General features: G+C 47.3%; 21 protein-coding genes and 1 riboswitch. Of the genes, 15 read left to right on the top strand and 6 right to left on the bottom strand.

Features of this window, described 5'->3' with window-relative positions:
• Positions 1-98 precede the first annotated feature (98 nt).
• The 3 genes from ACUYLD_RS10405 (at position 99) to nadE (ending at position 3325) form a co-directional block, all read left to right on the top strand.
• Positions 99-1838, top strand: a complete 1740-nt coding sequence (locus tag ACUYLD_RS10405; RefSeq protein ID WP_446674953.1) for a two-component system sensor histidine kinase NtrB — start codon at positions 99-101, stop codon at positions 1836-1838.
• Between the two features lie 141 nt (positions 1839-1979).
• The gene (locus ACUYLD_RS10400) at positions 1980-2414 is read left to right on the top strand and encodes a BrxA/BrxB family bacilliredoxin (RefSeq protein ID WP_023986978.1); all 435 of its coding nucleotides are present in this window, start codon (positions 1980-1982) and stop codon (positions 2412-2414) included.
• 101 nt (positions 2415-2515) lie between these two features.
• Positions 2516-3325, top strand: coding sequence for an ammonia-dependent NAD(+) synthetase (gene nadE, locus ACUYLD_RS10395; protein ID WP_025722646.1), 810 nt, complete (start codon positions 2516-2518; stop codon positions 3323-3325).
• 91 nt (positions 3326-3416) lie between these two features.
• Here nadE and ACUYLD_RS10390 read toward each other — a convergent pair whose 3' ends face one another.
• Positions 3417-4244, bottom strand: a complete 828-nt coding sequence (locus tag ACUYLD_RS10390) for an alpha/beta hydrolase family protein (RefSeq protein WP_446674952.1) — start codon at positions 4242-4244, stop codon at positions 3417-3419.
• A 183-nt stretch (positions 4245-4427) separates the two neighbouring features.
• Between ACUYLD_RS10390 and acpS the strand changes: the two genes are divergently transcribed.
• Positions 4428-4832 carry a holo-ACP synthase gene (acpS, locus tag ACUYLD_RS10385; protein WP_069291092.1) on the top strand — a complete coding sequence of 135 codons (405 nt, stop codon included), beginning with the start codon at positions 4428-4430 and terminating at the stop codon, positions 4830-4832.
• Between the two features lie 4 nt (positions 4833-4836).
• The gene (gene mutY, locus ACUYLD_RS10380) at positions 4837-6069 is read left to right on the top strand and encodes an A/G-specific adenine glycosylase (protein WP_348621493.1); all 1233 of its coding nucleotides are present in this window, start codon (positions 4837-4839) and stop codon (positions 6067-6069) included.
• A 117-nt stretch (positions 6070-6186) separates the two neighbouring features.
• Here the strand turns inward: mutY and ACUYLD_RS10375 are convergent, their stop codons facing one another.
• Positions 6187-7008, bottom strand: coding sequence for an AraC family transcriptional regulator (locus ACUYLD_RS10375; protein ID WP_446674951.1), 822 nt, complete (start codon positions 7006-7008; stop codon positions 6187-6189).
• Positions 7009-7182: 174 nt separating this feature from the next.
• Here ACUYLD_RS10375 and ACUYLD_RS10370 point away from each other — a divergent pair, with 174 nt between their 5' ends.
• Both ACUYLD_RS10370 and ACUYLD_RS10365 read left to right on the top strand, forming a co-directional pair.
• The gene (locus ACUYLD_RS10370; protein ID WP_446674950.1) at positions 7183-9375 is read left to right on the top strand and encodes an alpha-galactosidase; all 2193 of its coding nucleotides are present in this window, start codon (positions 7183-7185) and stop codon (positions 9373-9375) included.
• Positions 9376-9399: 24 nt separating this feature from the next.
• Positions 9400-10833, top strand: a complete 1434-nt coding sequence (locus ACUYLD_RS10365) for a PTS transporter subunit EIIC (protein WP_446674949.1) — start codon at positions 9400-9402, stop codon at positions 10831-10833.
• Between the two features lie 195 nt (positions 10834-11028).
• On the opposite strand, the gene ACUYLD_RS10360 is transcribed toward ACUYLD_RS10365, so the two are convergent.
• Together ACUYLD_RS10360 and ACUYLD_RS10355 are read right to left on the bottom strand one after the other, a co-directional pair.
• A complete protein-coding gene (locus ACUYLD_RS10360) occupies positions 11029-11520 on the bottom strand; it encodes a DinB family protein (protein WP_322162827.1) in 492 nt (163 codons plus the stop codon).
• A 131-nt stretch (positions 11521-11651) separates the two neighbouring features.
• The gene (locus ACUYLD_RS10355) at positions 11652-12266 is read right to left on the bottom strand and encodes a superoxide dismutase (protein WP_023986992.1); all 615 of its coding nucleotides are present in this window, start codon (positions 12264-12266) and stop codon (positions 11652-11654) included.
• A 521-nt stretch (positions 12267-12787) separates the two neighbouring features.
• Between ACUYLD_RS10355 and ACUYLD_RS10350 the strand changes: the two genes are divergently transcribed.
• From ACUYLD_RS10350 to ACUYLD_RS10320, 7 genes are all read left to right on the top strand, one after another.
• Positions 12788-13213: a GNAT family N-acetyltransferase gene (locus ACUYLD_RS10350; RefSeq protein WP_069291098.1), complete on the top strand. Its 426-nt coding sequence runs from the start codon at positions 12788-12790 to the stop codon at positions 13211-13213.
• Between the two features lie 131 nt (positions 13214-13344).
• Complete coding sequence (gene lepB, locus ACUYLD_RS10345; RefSeq protein ID WP_235307236.1) at positions 13345-13929, top strand: signal peptidase I; 585 nt, start codon at positions 13345-13347, stop codon at positions 13927-13929.
• A 93-nt stretch (positions 13930-14022) separates the two neighbouring features.
• Complete coding sequence (gene rnhA, locus ACUYLD_RS10340; RefSeq protein ID WP_023986996.1) at positions 14023-14460, top strand: ribonuclease HI; 438 nt, start codon at positions 14023-14025, stop codon at positions 14458-14460.
• A gap of 95 nt (positions 14461-14555) precedes the next feature.
• Positions 14556-16289 carry a tRNA epoxyqueuosine(34) reductase QueG gene (gene queG / locus ACUYLD_RS10335; protein ID WP_446674948.1) on the top strand — a complete coding sequence of 578 codons (1734 nt, stop codon included), beginning with the start codon at positions 14556-14558 and terminating at the stop codon, positions 16287-16289.
• Between the two features lie 105 nt (positions 16290-16394).
• On the top strand, positions 16395-16649 hold the full coding sequence (locus ACUYLD_RS10330) for a YneF family protein (protein ID WP_013308742.1): 255 nt from the start codon (positions 16395-16397) through the stop codon (positions 16647-16649).
• 54 nt (positions 16650-16703) lie between these two features.
• Positions 16704-17297, top strand: coding sequence for a GTP cyclohydrolase I FolE (gene folE / locus ACUYLD_RS10325; protein ID WP_013308743.1), 594 nt, complete (start codon positions 16704-16706; stop codon positions 17295-17297).
• A 164-nt stretch (positions 17298-17461) separates the two neighbouring features.
• Entirely contained in the window at positions 17462-18307 is an 846-nt protein-coding gene (locus ACUYLD_RS10320; RefSeq protein WP_446674947.1) for a lipoate--protein ligase family protein, read from the top strand.
• A 20-nt stretch (positions 18308-18327) separates the two neighbouring features.
• On the opposite strand, the gene ACUYLD_RS10315 is transcribed toward ACUYLD_RS10320, so the two are convergent.
• Entirely contained in the window at positions 18328-19707 is a 1380-nt protein-coding gene (locus ACUYLD_RS10315) for a Fe-Mn family superoxide dismutase (RefSeq protein WP_254351214.1), read from the bottom strand.
• Positions 19708-19965: 258 nt separating this feature from the next.
• The gene (locus tag ACUYLD_RS10310; protein WP_061831534.1) at positions 19966-21003 is read right to left on the bottom strand and encodes an alpha/beta hydrolase; all 1038 of its coding nucleotides are present in this window, start codon (positions 21001-21003) and stop codon (positions 19966-19968) included.
• Positions 21004-21301: 298 nt separating this feature from the next.
• Here ACUYLD_RS10310 and ACUYLD_RS10305 point away from each other — a divergent pair, with 298 nt between their 5' ends.
• Entirely contained in the window at positions 21302-22045 is a 744-nt protein-coding gene (locus ACUYLD_RS10305) for an IclR family transcriptional regulator (RefSeq protein ID WP_061831535.1), read from the top strand.
• A gap of 155 nt (positions 22046-22200) precedes the next feature.
• Positions 22201-22313, top strand: a riboswitch (TPP riboswitch).
• Positions 22314-22362 lie beyond the last annotated feature (49 nt).

Below are 22362 nucleotides of genomic sequence, written 5' to 3'. Positions count from 1 at the left end.
TCTACACCGGGATTTTAACACATATATTGTAATATATTGTAGCCTGTGCTTTAATTCAACTAACGGCGTCAAGGAAAGATGATGAGGGGGAGAAGTCCTTGTTAATTGCGTTGAAGGAAAGTGTGCTCCAAGTTCTCCTTGCCGTTATATCGGCGGGTTTTTTCTCTATATTAACGGATTATGGGGATAAGAAAAAGGTTTGGGGCGGCAATCTGCTTCCTGGACCCAATCAAGGAATACTGTATCTGTGTTGCTTGCCAGCCATATTGCTATGTACACTCTTTCAATATCAGTCTCCGTATGGTCTACCTTCCAATCTCGGTATTATTCCCCTTGCTGTTGGCATCATGTACGGTAGACGTCGCACTGCCTTCGTGCTCGCCGCTTCCGCACTGATGGGTGTCCTGATTATAGCCCAGTCGACAGAAATGTCCCCGATGTATGTGGGCACGGGTTTTATCCTTTTTCCTTTTATGCTGCTGCATGTCAAGTTTTTTCAAAGAGGAACCTTGTTGGACAAAAAACTCCTAATCTCCGCATATGTTGTGGCTGATATGCTGTTTAAGGCGATATTTCCGCTACTGTGGGGCAAACAGGATATTGCGGTATACGTTCCTGACTTACTTACAACGTTCTGGAATATTGGTGCAGGGGTGCTGGCAAGTTTTACGGTCGTGAGTCTGATGCATAATGCCTTTGAGAAGCTGGCGCTGCGGCGTGATGTGACTGAATTTACGAGCAAATACTTAATTGAAGTGGATAAGCTGCGTCAAGTTATGGATTTGATGCCGTTATCTCTTGTTACTCTGGACAGCGAAGAACGAGTTATACATATGAACAAAACGATGCTGGAACTCTACCAGGACTTCGATCCCTACATTACACTGCCTGAGGTAGTAGGCCGTCCATTGACCTCGTTATATGGTTTTAGCGCTTTGCCTGTGGTTAACGAACGAGTTGCAAAAGCGTTGCAAGGAGAGGCGGGTGCTGATTTTATAAATGTTCCTCCCAAAGTATTCTTCTCAAGTTTCCTTCCTATTCGGGATAAACACGTAAACCAAACGACAGGCGTCATTATCGCCTTGCAAGATATTACAGAGCTGGAGACGCTGCGCAGTGAGCTAGGCAATTTTGAAAGGCTCAGTCTGGTCGGACAGATGGCAGCGGGCATTACTCATGAAATACGTAATCCGATGGCGGTTGTGCGTGGTTTTTTACAGCTTATGCGTGAGAAAAGTCCAGAATCTCTCAACCATTACTACCGCATTGTGATGGAGGAACTCGATCGGGCGAACGGAATTATTAACGATTTCCTTTCACTGGCCCAGAATCGGATTGTCGAGAAGGAGCAATGTCATCTGCATGATATTATTCGCGAACTGACGCCTTTATTGTGGGCAGATGCGAATCTGAGGGGGCAGACGATTGAGCTAAAGCTGGAGGAGCATGTGACGATGCTGCATTTGAACCCTAAGGAAATGAAGCAGTTGCTGCTTAATTTATCACGTAATGCGATGGAAGCTATGGGAGAAAAGGGGGTGTTGACCATTTCGACTCATGAGGAAGGGGATTTCGTGGAACTCGAAGTAAAGGACACAGGTCCGGGAATTCCGCAAAAACAGCTTGAAAAGCTGTTCCAACCTTTTTACACCACCAAAACGAAAGGTACAGGTTTGGGGCTGGCCTTATGTCAAAGTATAGTGGAGCGTCATCACGGTACGATTGCCGTAGACTCGGTGGAGGGAATGGGCACGCAGTTTAAAGTCCGATTGCGCAGAACCGTCCCGACTTACCGGGATCACGCTGAACCTTCTGTCATAAATTCGATACAGAAATAATCGTGCAAATATATAGCCGGATTTTTGCAAATTACGTGAAAAAGATTGTATAATGAAGTTTAGATGTCCATGCCTTTACTACGGCAAAGGATGAAATTAAAAACGTAGTATACATGATTTTTGGAAAAGGAGTGAAAGAATATGTCTATGTCTTTCGATCAATATATGAGAGATTCAGTTCAGCCAATGCGCGATGAACTGACGAATCTTGGGATTCAGGAACTGCGTACTTCTGAAGATGTGGAGGCCAAGCTTCCTAATGCTAAAGGGACAGTGTTGGTTGTTGTGAACTCGGTATGTGGTTGTGCCGCAGGCCAATGCCGCCCGGGTGTGGCTGAAGCGCTGAAGCATGATCTTACGCCAGATCATCTGTATTCGGTTTTTGCCGGACAGGACAAGGAAGCAACGGCAAAGGCTCGCGAATTTTTCGCACCTTACCCACCGTCATCCCCTTCTATCGCGCTGTTGAAAGACGGCGAACTGGTTCACTTCATCGAGCGTCATCAGGTGGAGGATCGTTCGGCAGATCAGATCGCTGCTGATTTGACCAGTGCATTTGATCGTTTTTGCCGGTAAGACTGCTCAAGCTATGCCCCGCATTTTTCGCCTGCGAAACTTGCCGGGGCTTTTGCATGTTGGCTTGTGAAGGAAATTCCTAAAAAAGAGGTGCTTATCTGATGAGTTTGCAGGAACAGATTATTGCTGAATTGGGAGTACAGCCTACGATTAATGTAGAGGCGGAGGTCCGTAAGCGTGTGGATTTCCTCAAGTCGTATGTAACGAAAACGGGAAGCAAAGGGCTGTTAATCGCCATCAGTGGCGGGATTGATAGTGCCGTAGCAGCCGCTTTGTGCAAGCGGGCTACAGATGAATTGACGCAGGAACAAGGGGACGAATACAAAACGCTGGGTGTATTCCAGCCATACGGCCAACAGGAAGATATCGAGCATAGCTACGCGGTAGCCAAAGCGTTCGACCTGAAATATGCTGGGGAAACGAACATTAAGGAAGCCGTGGATAAGGTTGCCGTGGAAGTAGAGCATACGTTAAAGGATATCGGTCTAGAGCGTTCCATTACTCCGCAAGTGAGAGGGAATGTAAAGGCAAGAACACGTATGGTGGTTCAGTACGCACTCGCGAATGAGCTGAATCTGCTCGTCGTTGGCACAGATCACGCTTCAGAAGCTATCACAGGCTTTTATACCAAATGGGGCGACGGTGCGGTTGATATTACGCCACTTAGCACGCTCAACAAACGTCAGGTGCGCTTGCTCGCTAGCTATCTTGGAGTCCCGCAGGCCATTTTGGACAAAGCGCCTACAGCAGGATTGTGGGAAGGCCAGACGGATGAAAAAGAACTGGGGATCTCCTACGAAGCAAACAGCGACTACCTGGAAGGCAAGGAAATTGACCCGGCGGCACGCGAAAAGCTGGAAAGCTTCTTTACACGTACAGCGCATAAGCGGACAAGCATCCCAGGAGTGTAAGCATTAGTCATTATGGAATTGTAAAATCCTGAAGTAAATAAATGCGGCGATCCGCCCGGCGGATCGCCGTTTGTATTGAAGGGGCAATAATTTAATTGGTGATCCACTCAATGAAGCGGCGGGTTTCAGTAATCGCTTGATCCAGTGGAAGGCTACCTCCCTGGAATGGATGAACGGTATTAAAGGTATGATTGCCGCCTTGAATTTGTACCCATTCGATGTCGGGACGAACGGATGTGAGCAGGGCAGAGCCTTCCCGTAGACGTTTGGAATCTTCGGTTCCCTGGATCAGTACAGCTGGGAGCTGGCTGTTGGCAAGTCTGTCTACAATGGCAAAACGCTGGCGATTTTGTTTCAGGTCTTCCAGAATGACAGCATCCAGCGGAAGCTGTTGTCCGGTTCTAGCGTTCTCCACATAGCTGCGCCCCTTGGCGCGCATTTCTTCTTTTTGCGGTAAAGTAAACAAATCAAGATCTGTCACGCCATTCCATGAAATGACGCCAGCAATCTCGCCGGGATGATCTAGAGCATATACAAAGCAGCTTCCCGCGCCTCGGCTATGTCCTAACAGAAACAACGGCAATTCTCTGAACTCATGACGTGCTCTCAGATTGGACAGCAATAGTTCCAAATCCTCTTGTTCGCGGCTATAGGTGTTGCGTGCGAACTTTTCCAGCTCGGTAAAATTCTCTAGATCCTCACCTATGCCATTATGTGAAAAGTTGAAGGTCACAACATGGTTATCCTTACTCAATGCTTCTGCTATATAGGGGAACATGCCCCAATCCTTAAATCCTTTGTAGCCGTGAGCGATGATGAGCAGGCTTTTGGCTGTATTTTTAGCGGGAAACCAGGAAGCCCGGATCACCGCATCTGTTCCTGCTTCGGTACCTGCTTCAACAATAATGGTTTCTGACATCCTATCCTTCCTTTCTACGGGAATTTTTTAAAATGGGCATATCAGCTGAATTCAAAACATTCACCTATAGCCTTTCTCATTTTAACATATTTTGGTGTCGTTTTTACGCCTTTATGACTCGCCAGGGTGTGGACGCACTGTTACAATAGATCCAGTAAAGTAAAAAGGACGGGGAATACCCAAATGATCTACGGAATTGGACATGATGTGCTGGAAATAAGCCGTATGGCTCATATTTTAGCAGGTAAATATGCAGATGCGTTTTTGAATCGGGTGCTGACCCCGGCAGAACGTGAGCTTGCTGTGGAACGCAAGGGTAGACTAACGGAGTTCGTAGCAGGGCGCTTTGCCGCCAAGGAAGCGATAACGAAAGCCTTCGGTTGCGGAATTGGGCAAATCATCGGGTTCGGCGATATGGATATTTTACCGGAACCTGGGGGGAAGCCAGCCGTTTACTTGTCTTCATCCGCATGGGATAGACTGAGATTGCCGTCTACAGGTGACTCGAATTACAGCATTCACTTGAGTATTACACATCAGCCTAACATTGCCTCTGCTTTTGTGATTGTCGAATATAAGGAGATGTGATGTGATGACTACAAATACATTGGAACAAAAGCGTTATTTCAGCTTTGAACTGTTGAATTGGTATACACGTAACAAGCGCGATTTGCCGTGGCGCCGCCATCGGAATCCTTTTTATATCTGGATCTCGGAAATTATGCTTCAGCAGACGCGTGTGGATACGGTCATTCCGTATTTTAATCGCTTTATTGCACGTTTTCCTACAATTGAAGCGTTGGCGGAAGCACCCGAGGAGGATGTGCTTAAGCTGTGGGAAGGGCTGGGTTATTATTCGCGGGCCCGGAATTTGCAAACTGCGGCAAAACAAGTAGTTGAGCTTCACGGCGGGCAGGTGCCGGATGATACACAGGCTGTCGCTGCACTGAAAGGAGTAGGCCCGTATACGACGGGGGCGATTATGAGTATCGCCTTCAATCGACCAGAGCCTGCTGTGGACGGAAATGTGATGCGTGTGCTGTCGCGTTATTTTCTCATTGAAGAGGATATTATGAAGGGCAGCACGCGGGCGCATATGGAAAGTCTGGTACGGGAGCTGATTCCCGAAGGAAGGGCTTCTGATTTTAATCAGGCTCTGATGGAGCTGGGGGCGCTGGTCTGCACGCCGAAGTCGCCTCATTGTCTGACCTGCCCGGTCATGGAGCATTGCTCGGGCAGGTTGGCAGGTCGCGAGGAGACGCTGCCAGTCAAGACCAAGGCGAAGCCGCCGCGGCTGGAGCCGCGTTCCGTAGCCCTCATCGAGGGCAGCGGAGCGAACGCAGGCCGCCTGCTCGTACGGCAGCGCCCGGCCAAGGGCCTGTTGGCCCGCATGTGGGAGCTGCCGCATGAGCTTGCCGGGCCGGAGGGCTACAACGGCCCGGTGCCGGATGAGCCCGCCATGGACCATTTGGCGGCTCATTTGCTGGCAGAGGGCGTGCTTGCGCGCCCGGTGCGGTTTGTACGTGAGGCGGAGCACACGTTCAGCCACATTCACTGGAACCTGCGTGTGTTCCAGTGTGAAGAGGTCGCCGTCCCTGCCGGGGAGGCGGGAGGACATCCGCTGGCTGCCGAACAGCGGGCCAGCTACAGCACCGAAGCGAAGCCGGGTGCGTTGATTGCGCTGGCTGAGCAGGCGGAGCACACGCGCAATGCGCTGCCAGCGGGGTACCGCTGGATCAGCGAAGCGGATATGGCCACCTTGGCGTTTCCAAAGGTGTTCCTCGATCTGATCACCGAGTATTATGCGAAGCAAAAAGAGAACTAATTAAGAGAACATGCAGTTAATAAAATAGCGGCAGTATGGACATGAGGTTGATCCATGCTGCCGCTATTTTTCTGTTTTTGGAATGAATATGCCTAATTTAGTTGCGAACGAAGCGTGTTATTCCTGGGGATTTTTTCGGTATTCGGATGGAGTCACCTTGTTGACCGTTTTGAACATTTTGGAGAATAGGAGTACATCTTTATACCCTACAGACCGAGCAATATCCCCGACTTTAAGGGAAGTATTTCTTAATAGGGAGCACGATTTTTCAATCCTCAAATGTAATAAAAATTCCTGCGGTGACTTATTTAGTTGCTGTTTAAATAAACGATGCAAATACGAACGGTCAATTGAAATGTACTTGGCAATGTCGCTTACGGTAATGAAGTGTGAATAGTTTTGTTGAATGAAGAGAAGCGCTTCTTTAATATACCGCTGCTGTCTTACCTCAGGGTTGACTTCCTGATTAGGGTAATGTTCAAACATCAGATACAGAAATTCATACAGCTTGGATGCAAGCAGTAGGTCTTTGTTGGATTTCAGTGTAGAAGAAACGACGATACTCTCCATACAGCGGGCAAGGCTGCCCTCTGCTTCAAACCGGAAAATGGGATTGTCCCTATTGATACAGGTCCGGCTTAGATATTCTTTTGCTTGCACCCCATTAAAACCAATCCAGGCATATTCCCATGGGTCGACTTCATCCGCTTCGTAGTAAATTAAAACCTTCGGCTCAATAAAGAAAGCATCGTTTTTCTCCAAATGATAGATTTTATCGTTGACTTTAAAGATCCCTTTTCCCTTTAAAATATAATGCACCATATACCCGCTTCGAATGGCTGGACCATAAGAGTGCTTGCTGGTACAGCTTTCTTTGCCACATGTGTATAAATTGAGATCCAGGTTGTTATAGGAATGATTGGAAAAATGCGAACTCATTTGGTTTCACCCCTTAATTCATCTCTGCATATTATCACACCGTTTCATATAGAGTCTACATTATTCCATATAATTATTGAAACTATTCAATTATTATTAGGATGTAAACAATAAGTAAACAACATAATTTATACTTTTTGGAAATCGTACTATTGGCGCTATAAGGGGGTTGCTATGGCTATACACATCGATAAAGAGAAGCTTTTATTCCATTTACAAGGCAGCAATACGAGTTATGTCATGCAGGTTATACGAGATGGTTATTTAGCCCATCTGTATTGGGGAAAGAAAATTCAGAACTATCGGGGAAGCAATAAAATCATCTTTATGGATAGAGGATTTTCACCCAATCCCGATGGCTCGGATCGAGCCTTTTCACTGGATACTATCCCGCAAGAATATCCGTCATTTGGAAATAGTGATTTCAGGATTCCTGCGTATCAGCTTCAATTGGAGAATGGTTCTACAGTGACAGACTTTCGCTATAAAGAACATCGGGTTTACCAAGGCAAACCAAAATTGAAAGGGCTTCCTTCTACTTATGCAGAAGATGCTGGCGAAGTAGAAACTCTGGAAATCGTCCTTGAAGACCTATTAATTAATGTAAAGGTTGTACTATCCTATAGCCTATATCCAAAGCGGGATGTCATTACCCGTTCAGTCCGTTTCGATAATGAAGGTCGGCAGCAGCTAAAACTACTTAAAGCGTTAAGTGCTAGTGTGGATTTTCGTGATGATGAATATGAACTAATTACCTTGTACGGTGCGCATAATAATGAAAAAAATATAGCAAGGCGAAAAATTTTACCTGGAATTCAAATGGTAGACAGCTGCCGTGGAGCCAGCAGCCCTCAACAGGCACCCTTTATGGCACTTGTAAGAGAAGGAACAGATGAAGAACAGGGTGAAGTGTACGCCTTTAATCTGGTGTACAGCGGGAACTTTACGGCCCAGACCCAGGTAGATTCCTATCGGAACACAAGAGTCACGATGGGGATTAATCCTTTTGATTTTACATGGCTGCTTGAACCTGAGGAATCGTTCCAAACACCAGAAGTGGTCATGGTATACACCGAAAACGGCTTGGGCGGCATGTCGAGAATTTATCATGAATTATACAGGAACAGATTATGTCGTGGGCCTTTTCGTGACAAAGAGCGGCCGATCCTGATTAATAACTGGGAAGCCACTTACTTTAACTTTGATGCCGACAAGATTGAGCAGTTGGCGAAGGAAGCTCAAAGTGTAGGAGTGGAACTGTTTGTATTGGATGATGGTTGGTTTGGAAAACGGGATGATGACAATACTTCATTAGGCGATTGGGTGGTGGATCGTCGCAAACTTCCAGATGGATTGCTGGATCTTGCAAACCGCATACGAAACCTGGGTATGGAGTTTGGTTTGTGGTTTGAACCTGAAATGGTATCCATAGACAGCGATTTATACAGAAAGCATCCCGATTGGTGTATCCATGTCCCTGATCGTCCGTATACGTTGGGAAGAAATCAACTGATGTTGGATTTATCGAGGAAGGAAGTGAGTGAGTACATTATTAAGTCGGTTTCCGATATTTTATCGGACGTTCCAATTACTTATGTAAAATGGGACATGAATCGTCACATGACGGATGTGGGTTCGGCTGCCTTGCCACCTGAGAGACAGAGGGAGACTGCGCATCGTTATATCCTGGGACTCTATAGTGTTATGGAAGAGCTTACATCAAGATTTCCCCATGTCTTATTTGAGAGCTGTTCTAGTGGAGGAGGCCGTTTTGATGCCGGCATGCTCTATTACATGCCTCAGACCTGGACGAGTGACAATACGGATGCCATTTGCCGACTGAAGATTCAATGGGGAACAAGTCTTGTCTACCCTCCGATTACTATGGGGGCACACGTCTCCACGGTACCCAACCATCAAGTGGGTAGAATAACTCCCTTGGAGACAAGAGGTTATGTCGCCATGGCCGGGAATTTTGGATATGAGCTGGATCTGACGACATTAACCGTTGAGGAAAAAGAAATAGTAAAAAAACAGATAGCTCTATATAAAGAAATTAGATCGCTCATTCAATTTGGGAAGTTTTATAGAATAATTAATCCGTTTGATGAAAATGAAGCTGCATGGAACTTTGTGTCGGAAGATCAAACGGAAATGGCGGCCAGCTATTTCAAGGTTTTATCCCAACCCGCTGCCGCGATTAAAACGTTAAAATTCAAAGGTTTGAATCCAGACTACATTTATAGAAATATAGAAACTGGTGAGCTGTTTGGCGGTGATGAATTAATGCATGTAGGCATAACGCTTGCCAGGGTAAAGCAGGACTTTTTAGGGATGTTCTGGAGATTTGTTAAAGAAGACATCTGATTCAGCTAGAGGGGGGTTTACTAGATGGAAGCAAAAGAAAAGCAGTATAAGCAAATTTCTCAAGAAATTTTAAAATATATCGGTGGTGAAGGCAACATTATCGGTGTGGCCCATTGTGCCATCAGATTAAGAATTGTACTTGAGGACAATGAAAAAGCGGAATTAAAAAAGATTGAAGATATTGATCTGGTTAAAGGCGTTTTCATAGCGGGGGATCAACTACAGATCATTTTTGGAGCAGGGTTGGTCAATAATATCTATGCCGTATTTTCCAAACTGACCGGAACGGAAGATATGTCATTAAGTGATGTCAAAACGAAGTCCGCACAAAGGCAAAATCCTTTTCAAAAAGCCATTAAATCGCTGTCAGATGTCTTCATTGAGATCATGCCGGGAATTCTTGCCGCCGCATTGTTAATGGGGATAACCGGGTTATTAGGTCAGAAGGGGTTATTCGGTCCTAAATCGATTGTGGAGATGTATCCAATTTTTCAAGGGATCAATCGCTTCGTTCAAATCGTTTCTACGGGTATTTTCACCATCCTGCCGCTGCTTGTTGTTTATTCTGCAACCAAGAGATACGGCGGTCGTCCGATTCTGGGGCTTGTGCTGGGTGCGATTATGCTTCATCCAGCACTGGCGGATGCCTTTGAGGTAGCTAAAGGAAGTCAAAATCCGGAATCGATCAGTCTTTTCGGCCTTCCCGTACAGTTGGTTGGATTTCAGGGTGGTATTATTATTGCTCTAATGATGGGATATGTGGTAGCCAAGTTGGATCAGTTTTTTAACAAAAAGGTTCCAGACATGATTAAACTATTTTTGGCTCCGTTGCTGACGGTCTTTGTTTCTTCCTTGCTATTGTTTACCATTATCGGCCCTCTTGGGCGAGAGTTAGCTAGTCTGGTCACCGTTTCGCTGCTTTGGATGACGCAAAACCTTGGGATATTCGGTTTTATGTTTTTTGCAGGCATTCAGCAGATCATTGTTATTACAGGCTTACATCATGTTATGGGTGCGGTAGAAGCGCAGTTGTTAACCGATACAGGCAGAAATTTTATCAACCCGTTGGCATCAGTAGCTTTGATGGCTCAAGGGGGCGCCGTTTTGGGGTATATTCTTTTGAATCGCAAAGACACCAAGGTTAAAGAAATGGGTTACTCTGCATTCGGGTCTGTACTTTTTGGAATCTCGGAACCAGCGATCTTTGGGGTCACTTTAAAGTATAAGTTCCCCTTAGTTGCTGGATGCCTCGGAGGAATGATTGCGGGAGCATATGTATATTTAAGCAAGCTGACAGCCATAGGATTCGGAACCACGGCTCTTCCCGGCTTTGCAATTGCCGCGTCAGAGAACCATGGTCATATGAATTATCTTATCGCTCATCTTATTGCCCTATTATGTGGAGCATTATTTACATTGGCTTACGGTGCTTTCAAGAGTAAGAGGTCAACAGTCTGAACCAAGAGAATATTGATAGGTTGAAAAAACTTAATCAGTTATAATCAAGCTTTTATGAAAACGGTTATAAAGAAGAGAATATTCGTGGAGTGGACAAGAGAGCATAGATGATAAAGTAAAAGAGCCGACCTCAGTCGTTAAAAATGACAGGGGACGGCTCTGAGTCACATAAATATACTTGTACATTCGTTAAAGCTAATCAATACTACGATCGGTCTCAATCAGCCCTTTGCCGATTACATTGGCCGAAACCGGAGGCTTGCCTAGCTCCCGAGACCATATGGACAACTGCCCAATATGGTGGATTTGGTGGGCAATGACATGCCGCATCACCTCGCCCCAGGCATCAATTACAATCCTGCCGTCCGGGAGGTGATCTTCGAACCTTTTTCGTTCCAGACCATCATGCCAGGCGAGCACGAACGGCTCGACATCGAGTCGAAACTTTGCATCCAGCTCACGGACTTTGTTGAGCGTATCATAGAGAGAGAAGTCCTCTTGAAAGTCGGGTTTGCCCTGAATCGTTTGAATCCAGCTCCACTCTACATCAACGATATGAAAGAGTGTCTTTAGAATGCCGCCGACTCCGCCGACGCGTTGTTTCAGTAATTCCTCCTGCGACATCTCTTCACACCAGCGGTACCATTGTTCCCGAATCATCCAGTTGTAACGAAAAAAAGTCTGCATCCATCAACCTCCAGAGCTGTATTTGAGAATCATCTCCACCAGTTTACCATGGAATGCCAAAAGGGCTGTCTCATTCGTAGAAAATCTACTTTTGAGACAGCCCTTTATAGGATAGAGATGTTGTTACTGGCTTATTTCTTTGCAGCCGCGTAACGTTTGTTTACTTCATCCCAGTTGATTACATTGTAGAATGCTGCAATGTAGTCTGGGCGTTTGTTTTGATATTTCAGGTAGTAAGCATGCTCCCAAACGTCCAGTCCAAGTACCGGAGTCAGACCTTCAGACAGCGGGCTATCCTGGTTTGGAGTGCTAGTGATCGCCAGTTTGCCGTCTTTGCCGACAACCAACCAAGCCCAACCGCTACCAAAACGTGTTGTAGCTGCTTTAGTGAAGTCTTCTTTAAATTTGTCGTAGCCGCCCAGCTCGTTGCTGATTGCTTCAGCAATAGCACCAGTCGGTTGTCCGCCGCCGTTAGGACCGATAACTTCCCAGAACAGGCTGTGGTTGTGGTGTCCACCACCGTTGTTGCGAACCGCAGTGCGGATGCTTTCAGGAACGCTGTCCAGATTGGAGATCAGATCCTCAAGGCTTTTGCTTTGCAGTTCAGGAGCGCTCTCCAGCGCTGCGTTTAAGTTCGTTACATATGTGTTATGGTGACGATCATGGTGAATTTCTACTGTCAGTGCATCAATGTGCGGTTCCAGTGCGTCTTTTGCGTAAGGAAGTTCTGGTAATTGAAATGCCATAGTAAAATCCCTCCTGGTTATATGGTTGGGTAAGTGTTCCTATGTAATAATACCCTCGATAGTTATATTAAACCGCATTCAGCCTATTTTATCAACATTTTTGTTTGTAAAATAGCAAACTGGGCAATACGGCCTGGTAGCTAGCATGTCCAAAAACCCGATTGGAATACACAATACATAGGTAATAAGAGGTAAATTGTGAACTTTAAAATGTAAACGCTTTATATGCAGCGCTTACATGAGAAAAAGGGATGTATTCCGTCAAAAAGTATGGTTTAATGGTCAAGGAAGCAGAAATTTCGGCTTTTTTGTCGTCTGCTATAATCTGTCATGTCTATGACATGACGAACTTGAGGGCATACACCCTTTTCCTGTTCTTCATTTCATATATAGCAGATCGTATGCATTTTTATCATAATGCCTTGTGATTAACACCATGATAAGAAATTTAAGGATTTATGTAAAAATGACGGTGCTGTCTCAATTTTTTTATTATGCTTACGAAAAGGGAGATATTACTTATGCACGTTCGTTCCTTTCAATTAAGTGATGTGAACTCAGTAACGGAACTCATGCAAATTGCCTTGTCAGAGGAGTGCTACAAAGAGACGGTGAGTGCGTTTGCCCGTCAGCTTTCGTGGGATTCCGGTTTGATCATCGTTGCAGAAGAAGAGGGAGAGATCGTTGGTGCTTTGATCGGCACGATGGATCAGAATGATGGTTGTTACTATCGTATCGCTATTCACCCGGATCGTCGTCGGATGGGAATCGGCAAATCGCTTGTGGAGTCCATGGAGCAGCGTTTTCAGCAACGTAAGGTTAGCCGTATTTGGGTAGCAGGGGACAAGCATAACAGTGCGGCCATGCCTTTGTACGAAGCGATGGGCTATGGAGCAAGCCAGATTTTACAGGCTTTTCAGAAGCTGAGTATTTTGGCGCCTCATTAATCGGGAATCGAAATAAAGAGAATTGAATAACATTAAGTATAATATTTACATTTAGAGCATATCTGAGTAACCGTTGCAATCGGGTACGGGATATGCTTTTCTATTTATAACAGGGTTGAGGAGGTTTAATTATGGACGCTTTGGCTCCTTCGTCAGGCCCGCTTCCCTCGCCGGAAACGTCCAAACAAGCAGGCCGCTCTGGTTACATACGCGATTGGTTAGTCACTCTGCTGATCGCCATGGTCGTCTTGCTGCTTCTAAACCTGTTCGTATTTAACTTGTCCACGGTCAGAGGACATTCGATGCAGCCGACGCTAATGGAAAGCCAGCATTTGTTCGTTAACAAGCTGGTTTATAATTTTCATGATCCGGGCAGGGGGGACATTGTGATTTTAAAAGATCCCGATTCCAAGCTGTCGAGCCCAAGATTTTTAGTGAAGAGAGTCATAGGTATTCCCGGAGATGTAATCCGAGTTGAACATAATCAATTGTATGTGAACGGTGAACTACTAAATGAACCTTACACCAACTCTGACGTGGAGGATGGTGATTATGGTCCTTTTACGGTGGAGCCGGAGCACTTTTTTGTCATGGGGGATAATCGCCATATTGCAGCAAGCAAGGATAGCCGCTATTTTGGCAGCATTAAATCTCAAGATTTACTGGGACGTGCAGAATTTATATTTTGGCCGATATCTGAGTGGAAATGGCTATAGAGCAACTATAGTCTGAAATCAATGCGGAACACGTCCAAACCGATCAGGACCATGACGGATCAGGCGGTTACCGATGAGGAAAGGAAGAGGATGATGAAAGAAGTGATGGTATATACCGACGGTGCTTGTTCGGGAAATCCGGGCCCTGGGGGCTGGGGGATCGTTTTGCTGTATGGGGAGCATCGTAAGGAGCTGTCAGGTGCCGAGAAAATGACGACAAACAACCGTATGGAGATCAAGTCCGTGATTGAAGCGCTAAAGCTGCTCAAGGAGCCTTGCCATGTGAAAGTACACAGTGACTCTGCCTATGTCGTCAATTGCTTTAAACAGGGCTGGATTAAGAATTGGCTTCGTAATGGCTGGCGCAACAGTAAAAATCAGCCAGTGGAGAACAAGGAACTATGGGAAGAACTGTGGGAACTGATGGGTAAGCATGAGGTTGAATATGTGAAGGTTAAAGGGCACAGTGACAACGAACTGAATAATCGCTGTGATTTTCTGGCGACCAGTGCTGTTAAAAATTTACGGTAGCATCTGCTGCTGTTTTCTGTTGAAATTTGAGATATGGGAATTTTGCAAATCCTCATATCTGTAATGATAAAAAGTGGAAGAGAGGTGAGTATCGGATGCAACGCGGATTGACTCAGGCGGCTGCCGGAACCGCTTCGACTTGGGCTGCGCTCAAGCAGGAAATTATTGAGGCAGCTCCAGGGCTGGGTATCGACTCCATCGGGTTCGCATCCGCCGACCCCTTTCTGTCTCTGAAAGCTATATTGGAAGAGCATCGTGCGAAAGGCTATGAATCCGGCTTTGAGGAGCCAGATATTGATAAGCGGATCTACCCGGAGCTGTATGGCTCACAGCCTGCATCTCTGATTGCTATTGCGGTGGCGTACCCTTCTAAAATGAAGGACCCGCCGAAGTCGGACAAGGGGAAGTACCGTGGTATTTTGGCGCGTTCAGCCTGGGGGAAAGATTATCATCTGGTACTACGCGAAGCGATGGAAAAGCTTGAGGCTTTTATAAGTGAGCGGGTGCCTGATGCCATATTGAAAAACATGGTGGATACCGGAGAACTGTCGGATCGAGCTGTTGCGGAGCGCGCAGGGATTGGTTTTAGCGGCAAAAATACGATGATGATTTCACCGACGCTGGGATCATGGATTTATCTAGGTGAGCTGTTGACGAACATTCCTTTCCAGCCAGATGAACCGGTAACGGATGGTTGCGGCGAGTGTACCAAATGTTTGGATGCCTGTCCTACGGGCGCGCTTGTGGGTCCTGGACAGCTGAATGCCCAGCGGTGTGTGTCCTTTTTGACGCAAACGAAGGGCTTTCTGGATGAGGAGTTTATGCGGAAGATAGGGAATCGGCTGTACGGATGTGATACCTGCCAAATGGTATGCCCCAAAAATCGGGGTCTCAACTGGGATCACCATCCCGAGCTTACACCCGATCCTGAAATTGTGAAGCCGTTGCTGCTGCCGTTACTGGATTTGAGCAACCGTGAATTTAAAGACCGATTCGGTCAAAGTGCAGCGGCTTGGCGGGGGAAGAAGCCCATTCAACGCAATGCGGTCATTGGACTGGGCAATTTCAAGGATATCAGCGCGGTGCCCAAATTAACGGAGGTTTTATTGGATGATCCGCGTCCCGAGCTGCGAGGCACGGCGGCGTGGGCTTTGAGTCGAATAGGAGGGGAAAACGCTATGACAGCGATCAAGCAAGCATCAGAGAAGGAACAACATGAGCAAGTACGCGAAATGATCGCGCAAGCGCATTCCAAACTAGAGGAACAAGAGCAGGCAGAACAGCAAAAGGCGTCTGAATTAATGATTGAGGACTCGCAGGGTCCAACTACGATTTATTATGATGAAATGGAGACACCTGTGGGCACGTTGACGCTGTGCGCTACAGATCGGGGGCTGTGCCGAATAGACTATGGCGTTTTTCATGCGAGGGAAGCACTGCTTCAGCAATGGGCCCGGACATGGATTGGGGAATATGTCTATGTGCAGGAACCTGACAAACTGCGCGAAGCCGCAGATCAACTGCGTGAATATTTTGCGGGAGAACGACGGGAATTTAGTATAGCCTATGATTTGAGAGGGACTCCTTTTCAAGAACAGGTATGGCGTGCACTGCAAAATATTCCGTACGGGCAAAGTGTGTCCTACAAAGATATTGCGGAATCGATCGGCCGAGCCAAGGCGGTACGTGCTGTTGGGGAAGCAAATAATAAAAATCCGTTACCCATCCTGTTTCCATGTCATCGGGTATCGGGTGAAAACGGAAGTTTGGTCGGTTATGCTGGAGGCTTGCCAGTCAAGATGAAGCTGCTGGATTTGGAGAAACAATAAGGACATATGTTTGCAAAAAGTGATTTGCTAGCTGTCCCATGTTTTGCTATGATAGGTTCGTGCAATTCAAGATGTTTCATATAAATATACAGAGGTGACGACTTCGTGGTGTGGAATATTGTCATTCCGATTATTACCCTGATTGCTGGTTTGGTTGGGGGATTTTTCATCGGTGCTTATTATCTTCGTAAACAGCTTGAAAAGATGCAAAACGACCCTGAAACGCTGCAAAAAATGGCCAAACAGATGGGTTACAACCTGAATGGGAAACAAATGCAAAAAGCCCAGCAGATGATGAAGAACCAACAGTTCTCCAAAAATCAGCCTGGTCCGCGTAAAAATCAGGGCCGTCGGAAATAATGAGCAACGTGAGCACGGATGCCGCATGAGGTTGCTGCATAGAGGAGGATTACTGTGGCTGGCGTAAAAGATTATATTAACCGCAAAGCTGCGGATAACCGGGATAAAATCGAGTACCATGTGGAGCAGATTTTACAACTGATCGGTGAGGACCCCAAGCGTGAAGGGTTATTGGAAACACCGGCACGCGTTGCGCGCATGTATGAGGAAATATTTGCGGGTTATGAGGTTGATCCCCGGGATGCGTTGGGTGTGACATTTGACGAGAATCACGAGGAGCTTGTGATCGTGAAGGACATCGTTTATTACAGCCAGTGTGAACACCATATGGCTCCTTTCTTCGGAAAAGTGCATATCGGCTATGTACCCAGCGGCAAAATTGTAGGACTGAGCAAGCTTGCACGTCTGGTAGAGGCAGTGACCCGCCGATTGCAGGTACAGGAGCGTATTACTTCACAGATCGCTGATATTTTAAATGAAGCAGTCTCCGCTCACGGGGTTATGGTGGTCGTGGAAGGCGAGCACCTGTGCATGTGTGCAAGAGGTGTCAAAAAGCCTGGTAGCAAAACGGTAACGTCTGCGGTACGTGGTACGTTTCGTGATGATGCAGCACAGCGCGCAGAATTTCTGTCGCTGCTCAAGGATTGATCGAACATCGCAAGACGTTTATGTGATGAACAAAAAAAGGGTGGTTTACGCATAGGCGTAGCCACCTTTTTTTGTTAACATCAGAAATAGAGACGACGGGATAGCCGCCTTAAAATACAATTAGCCTATGGATAACAGTTATTTTTACAGATAGGGGATAACGTATGGAGAATGTACATAGATCAACAGAAAAAACAACAGCTTTGCCTGAGTTGCAGTGGTTTGAAGCGCCACTCGCGGCCACTCAGGAGGACGTTTTGTCTCCGCTGGCTTGGGAGGAGCTGGCCTGTCGGCGAGTAGGGAAAGGAGCTGCACCCATTTTGCATCTATGGCGGCATCCGTCAGCGCTTGTGATCGGTCACCGGGACCGCAGGCTTCCCTACGCCCCACAGGCGATGGAGCGAGTGCGCAGCGCGGGAACCTCGGTATGCGTACGCCCCTCGGGTGGAGCAGCCGTCATGCTGGACAGGGGGGTGCTGAACCTGTCCTTGATCCTGCCGAATCCACAGCGGGCCATCAGCCTGCATGAGGATTTTCGGCTCATGGCAGCGCTAATTGCCGATGCGCTGGTTCCGTGGTCTGGCGAGGCGAAGACCGGAGAAATCCCCGGGTCCTTCTGTCCCGGGGATTACGATGTCAGCGTCCGAGGCCGCAAGTTTTGCGGCATTGCACAGCGGCGCCAAGCCAAGGCGTATATCATCACAGCTTTCGTGATGATTGAGGGCAGTGGTGTAGAGCGTGCACAGGCGGTACAGGAGTTCTACACAGAGGCAGCCGGGGACACGTCGGCAGGCGTGCAGCAGCAGGATTACCCCCGGGTGAATCCAGCAACAATGGGTAGCCTGGCAGAGCTGGCTGGAGTGCCGTCTGTTGAGGCGTACACGGCATCTCTGCGCCGTATCGTTGAGAGCCGGACAGCCGTTTTACCTGCCGCTGGCTGGCTGGTACAACCGGAAGGATGGACCGAACAAATGGCAGCACTCAGAGAGCGATACGATTTGCAGGTGTAGTTTTTCTTTAGCTTAGAAGCTTAGAAGGGTTGCCATCTCAGTTTGGAGGCTTGGGTATAGCGCTCTGCAACCTCTGGCCAGTTAACGACATGCCACCAATCTTCAATGTATTTGTTGCGTTCGGCCTGATGCTTTAAGTAATATGCATGTTCCCATACATCTAGCGCTAGCAGCGGAATGGACTCCCATTGAGTCAGATTCTGGTGCTTTTCGGCCTGCAAAATTTCAAGTCGTCCCGCGCGTGGACTCCATACCAGGATAGCCCAGCCGCCACCCTCGACCTTTTCGGCTGCTGAACTGAATTGCTTTTTGAATGCATCGTAGCTGCCAAAATCCTTTTTAATCTGTTCAGCCAGCGGTCCGCTTGGGTTTCCACCACCTTGTGGACTCATGATCGTCCAAAAAAGAGTATGCAGATAATGGCCTGCGCCGTTGAATGCCAGTTCCCGTTCCCAATGCTTTACGAGGTCAAAATCACCTGTTTTTCGAGCTTCTTCCAGCTTCTTTTCCGCTTTATTCAGGTCATTCACATAGCTCAAATGATGCTTGTTATGGTGAATACGCATTGTTTTCTCATCAATATACGGTTCAAGCGCATTATAGGGGTAAGGGAGCGGCGGTAGCCGATGTCCCCCAATAGGAACCGACCGGCCGATTGTGGTTTTTTCCGTTGCCGAAGGTTGCGCCTGGCTGGACTTGACGCCTTTAGTCGTCCATGCGCCTTCTCCCCTTATGTCTGCCTGCCGTTCTCGAAGTTCTTCCTCTGGGTAATTCTCACCCTCTGTAGCTACATGATACAACCTAGCAGCCCTTGCGATGGAGCCAGGTTCCTGAAAGGGGGTTGTCGAGATCAGGAAATATTGGCTTTCATGTGCCGCGTGTAATACAACTCCGGCGGATTTTGGTTGCTGACGCAATGCATGACTGTGCTCGCTTAGCAGCCCGAGCTGCCGTACATACTCCTGTGACTGACGGTTTGCGGTTTGCAGCAAATCGTCCAGTCGACGATTTAATTCTTGTGAGTCAAGCTGAGAGTTTGAGGCTGACTCTGACAATGGCATTTTTACAGATGATGATGTGTCTAATCCCCTTGACTGTTTAGAATGTTCAGTGAATTCGTGTGTATGTGCTTGTGGAGCAGCTGACATCTGTTTCCATTCCTGATGCCACGCCTGATCTGCCGGATCGAGTGCGCTCCGTTGCTCTTCAAGCAACTCTATGGCGGTGCGTTCCGTCTGTTCGAATACAGTCCGCCAATCATCCAGCAGCCGTACATAAGTAGGCTCCAGTCCCTCGGTAGCGGATTTAATCACTTCCACATGCCAACTTTCCTGCTGCTTCCAATGCCGAATTTCCTCCAGCACACGTAAGGGCAGGAAAGACCCATAAGTACTCAGCATCGTTTTTTACCTCCCGTATCCCACTATGGCTATCCGGCCGATCTGATAGATCTGCCCTGGATGCATACGTACCCAGTATATTCGCTGTCTCATCAGGAATATGTCTACGAACTCCCTTAATCCGGTCACATCTGTTAGGTAAAACAATGAATACCCATGGAACACGAAAAAGAAGCCCAGCTACGGCACGGGTTAAGTGTCCATAGACAGGCTTCTTCAAGGGGAAGAATAGAATATAGTTCTTCGAAAAATAATTTTTTACTTCGTATTCGTTTGTTTGTGGGCATCAGCGGTGGTTTTCTTGTCCTCCAGCTCCTGTACATTGCTTAGAAACGTCGATACCCGTCGCAAATATTCACGAGGGTGCTCTCTAAAAATAAGCTCATGTATCCCGTTTTTAACAATCCATACACTGGAAAGCGGGTTGGTTTGATTGGCAGCGAGCTTTTCCGCAATAGGATAAGGAGCTTTTTCATCCTGTGTACCATGCACAAACATGATCGGGAACGGGTAGTTTTCCTTTTTAACCTCCTGATATGGAATCTGATGCAAGCTGGTACCGTTCAAAACTGGAAACAGCAACTCCAGAATTTCCAAAGACGGATGCCTTGGCAGATTAATTTGATTGTGAATGTTATGGTACAGCGTATCTGGTTCCAGCAGGAAGGTGCTGTCCAAAATCATTGCGTCCACATCCTTGGTTTGCAAGCCCGCCTGAAGAGCGGTGCCTGCCCCCATGGAGAAGCCCCATACGATAATCTCCGATGAGCCGCGTTGCTTCGCAAGCTGAATTGCTCCGAGGAGCTGTTGGGATTCTGCTTTGCCTCCGGTTGCGACTGCTTTGCTGTTTTGTGACGCAAATCCATAATCGAACATGACCACATTAAAGTTCAAACTGTGGGCATAATGCGCCAGATCATACATGGGAATCCAGCTTTCTTCGCGGTTAGCCCCATAACCATGGCTGAAAATAATCGTTTTCCGCGATTGATCCGCCGGGATATACCAGCCTTGTACCATGCGGCTACCATCCTTGGCAGGGAAGCTGACTTCCTCATAAGGCATGCTTTTGGCCTGCATCGGATTAGAGTACAGTGGTGCAACGGTGGGATTCGTAAGAACCCATGCGATGTAAGCATGCAAGGCAATAAAACAAAACAACAGAAAAAAGACGACCGACAGCAGCAGAGCAATCACAACGTGCTTGAACCGCAGCAGACGGGGATTAAAGAGTGGGGTGGACGGCTCCTGAACAGCGGTCTGTAGCTGAGCGTTGCGCTGGGATGTCGAAATCATGTAAGAGCCTCCTTATATAAAATTGATCTTCGTTTCATAGAATTTAGGTATAATTCCACTTGAAAATAGTAGTGTAGATCCGTATAGATACCTATTATCGTATGATGGGGATTATCCAAAGTCAACGCCTGAACCGGAAAAGTAAAAATGATGCAAAGAATTGTCGATGTTTGTTCTCGTTCTGTAATATGGTTGTCACAAAAACATCGGTTTACAGTAGCCGCAACTATTCTATATAATTTATGTAACCATGTTTCATAGTGTGAAACGAATATGGATACAAGAGGAGCGGTTCACGATGGAAGACCGTAAATTAACCGTTCGCGCTGTAGAGCGTGCACTTGATATACTGCTGTGTTTTACTGCAAATTCGGATCTTGGCCTGACGGAGATTGCCTCCAAAATTGGTCTACATAAAAGCACGGTTCATCGGCTGCTGACTACGTTGGAGGATCGGGGCTTTGTCGTTCGGAATGCCGAAACGGAAAAATATCGACTTGGCTTCCGCATTTGGGAGCTATCCACGCATTTGTCCCAAAGTGACGAGCCGGCGGTGCTGTTACAACCTGCAATGGAAGGACTACGTGACCGTCTGGGGGAGACGGTCAGCTTGTACTTACGGGACGGCAGCATGCGTATTCGCATACAAGCCGTGCAGAGCAATCAGGCGATCCGCAGGGTCGCGCCTGTAGGTGCGCGTATGCCGCTGGCTGTAGGGGCCTCCAGCAAGGTGCTGGCGGCCTTTATGCCGCCGCAGGAGCTGGAAGCCCTGCTAAGCGGGGATGAATGGCCGCCCTCAGTAGACCCGGAGGTCTATAAAGCCCAGCTGCAGGACATTCGCGAGAAGGGCTATGCGACCAGCTATGAAGAACGGGAGCCAGGGGCTGCTGCTGTGGCAGCGCCAATTGTGAACCGGAAGGGACAGGTCACTGCGGCTTTATCTGTATCCGGCCCGGTCAGCCGACTTGCACCCGAGACGCTACATGACTTTGCTCCGATTTTGATCGAAGCGGCGAAGGAAATGGGGCTTATGCTTCCGTAACAAGAATGAACACAGTTGAAGCAAGCAGAGTGATTTGATAGGGAGTGTCTTCTTGGTAAAAGGGTACCTAGAAGGGTTGCCAAAGCCATAAATTTGAAGTAGTCTGGTAAGGAAGGCGGATGTCTGTTATATCCGCCTCATGTGAATAGAAGTATCACAGTTACTGGGGGAGCCTGTAATGCCGGGCTGAGATGGAATCGTGCAAGATTCCGGACCCTTTGCACCTGATCTGGATCATACCAGCGTAGGGAAGTAATCGGCCATTGAAATGTATACGCGGCTGCTGTCTACAGTGGCGCATTGGAATGGATTATTCC

This window comes from Paenibacillus sp. SER-28 (genome assembly GCF_052906305.1).
The sequence above is the reverse complement of the archived record's forward strand: the minus strand, read 5'-3'. Positions and strand labels throughout refer to the sequence as shown.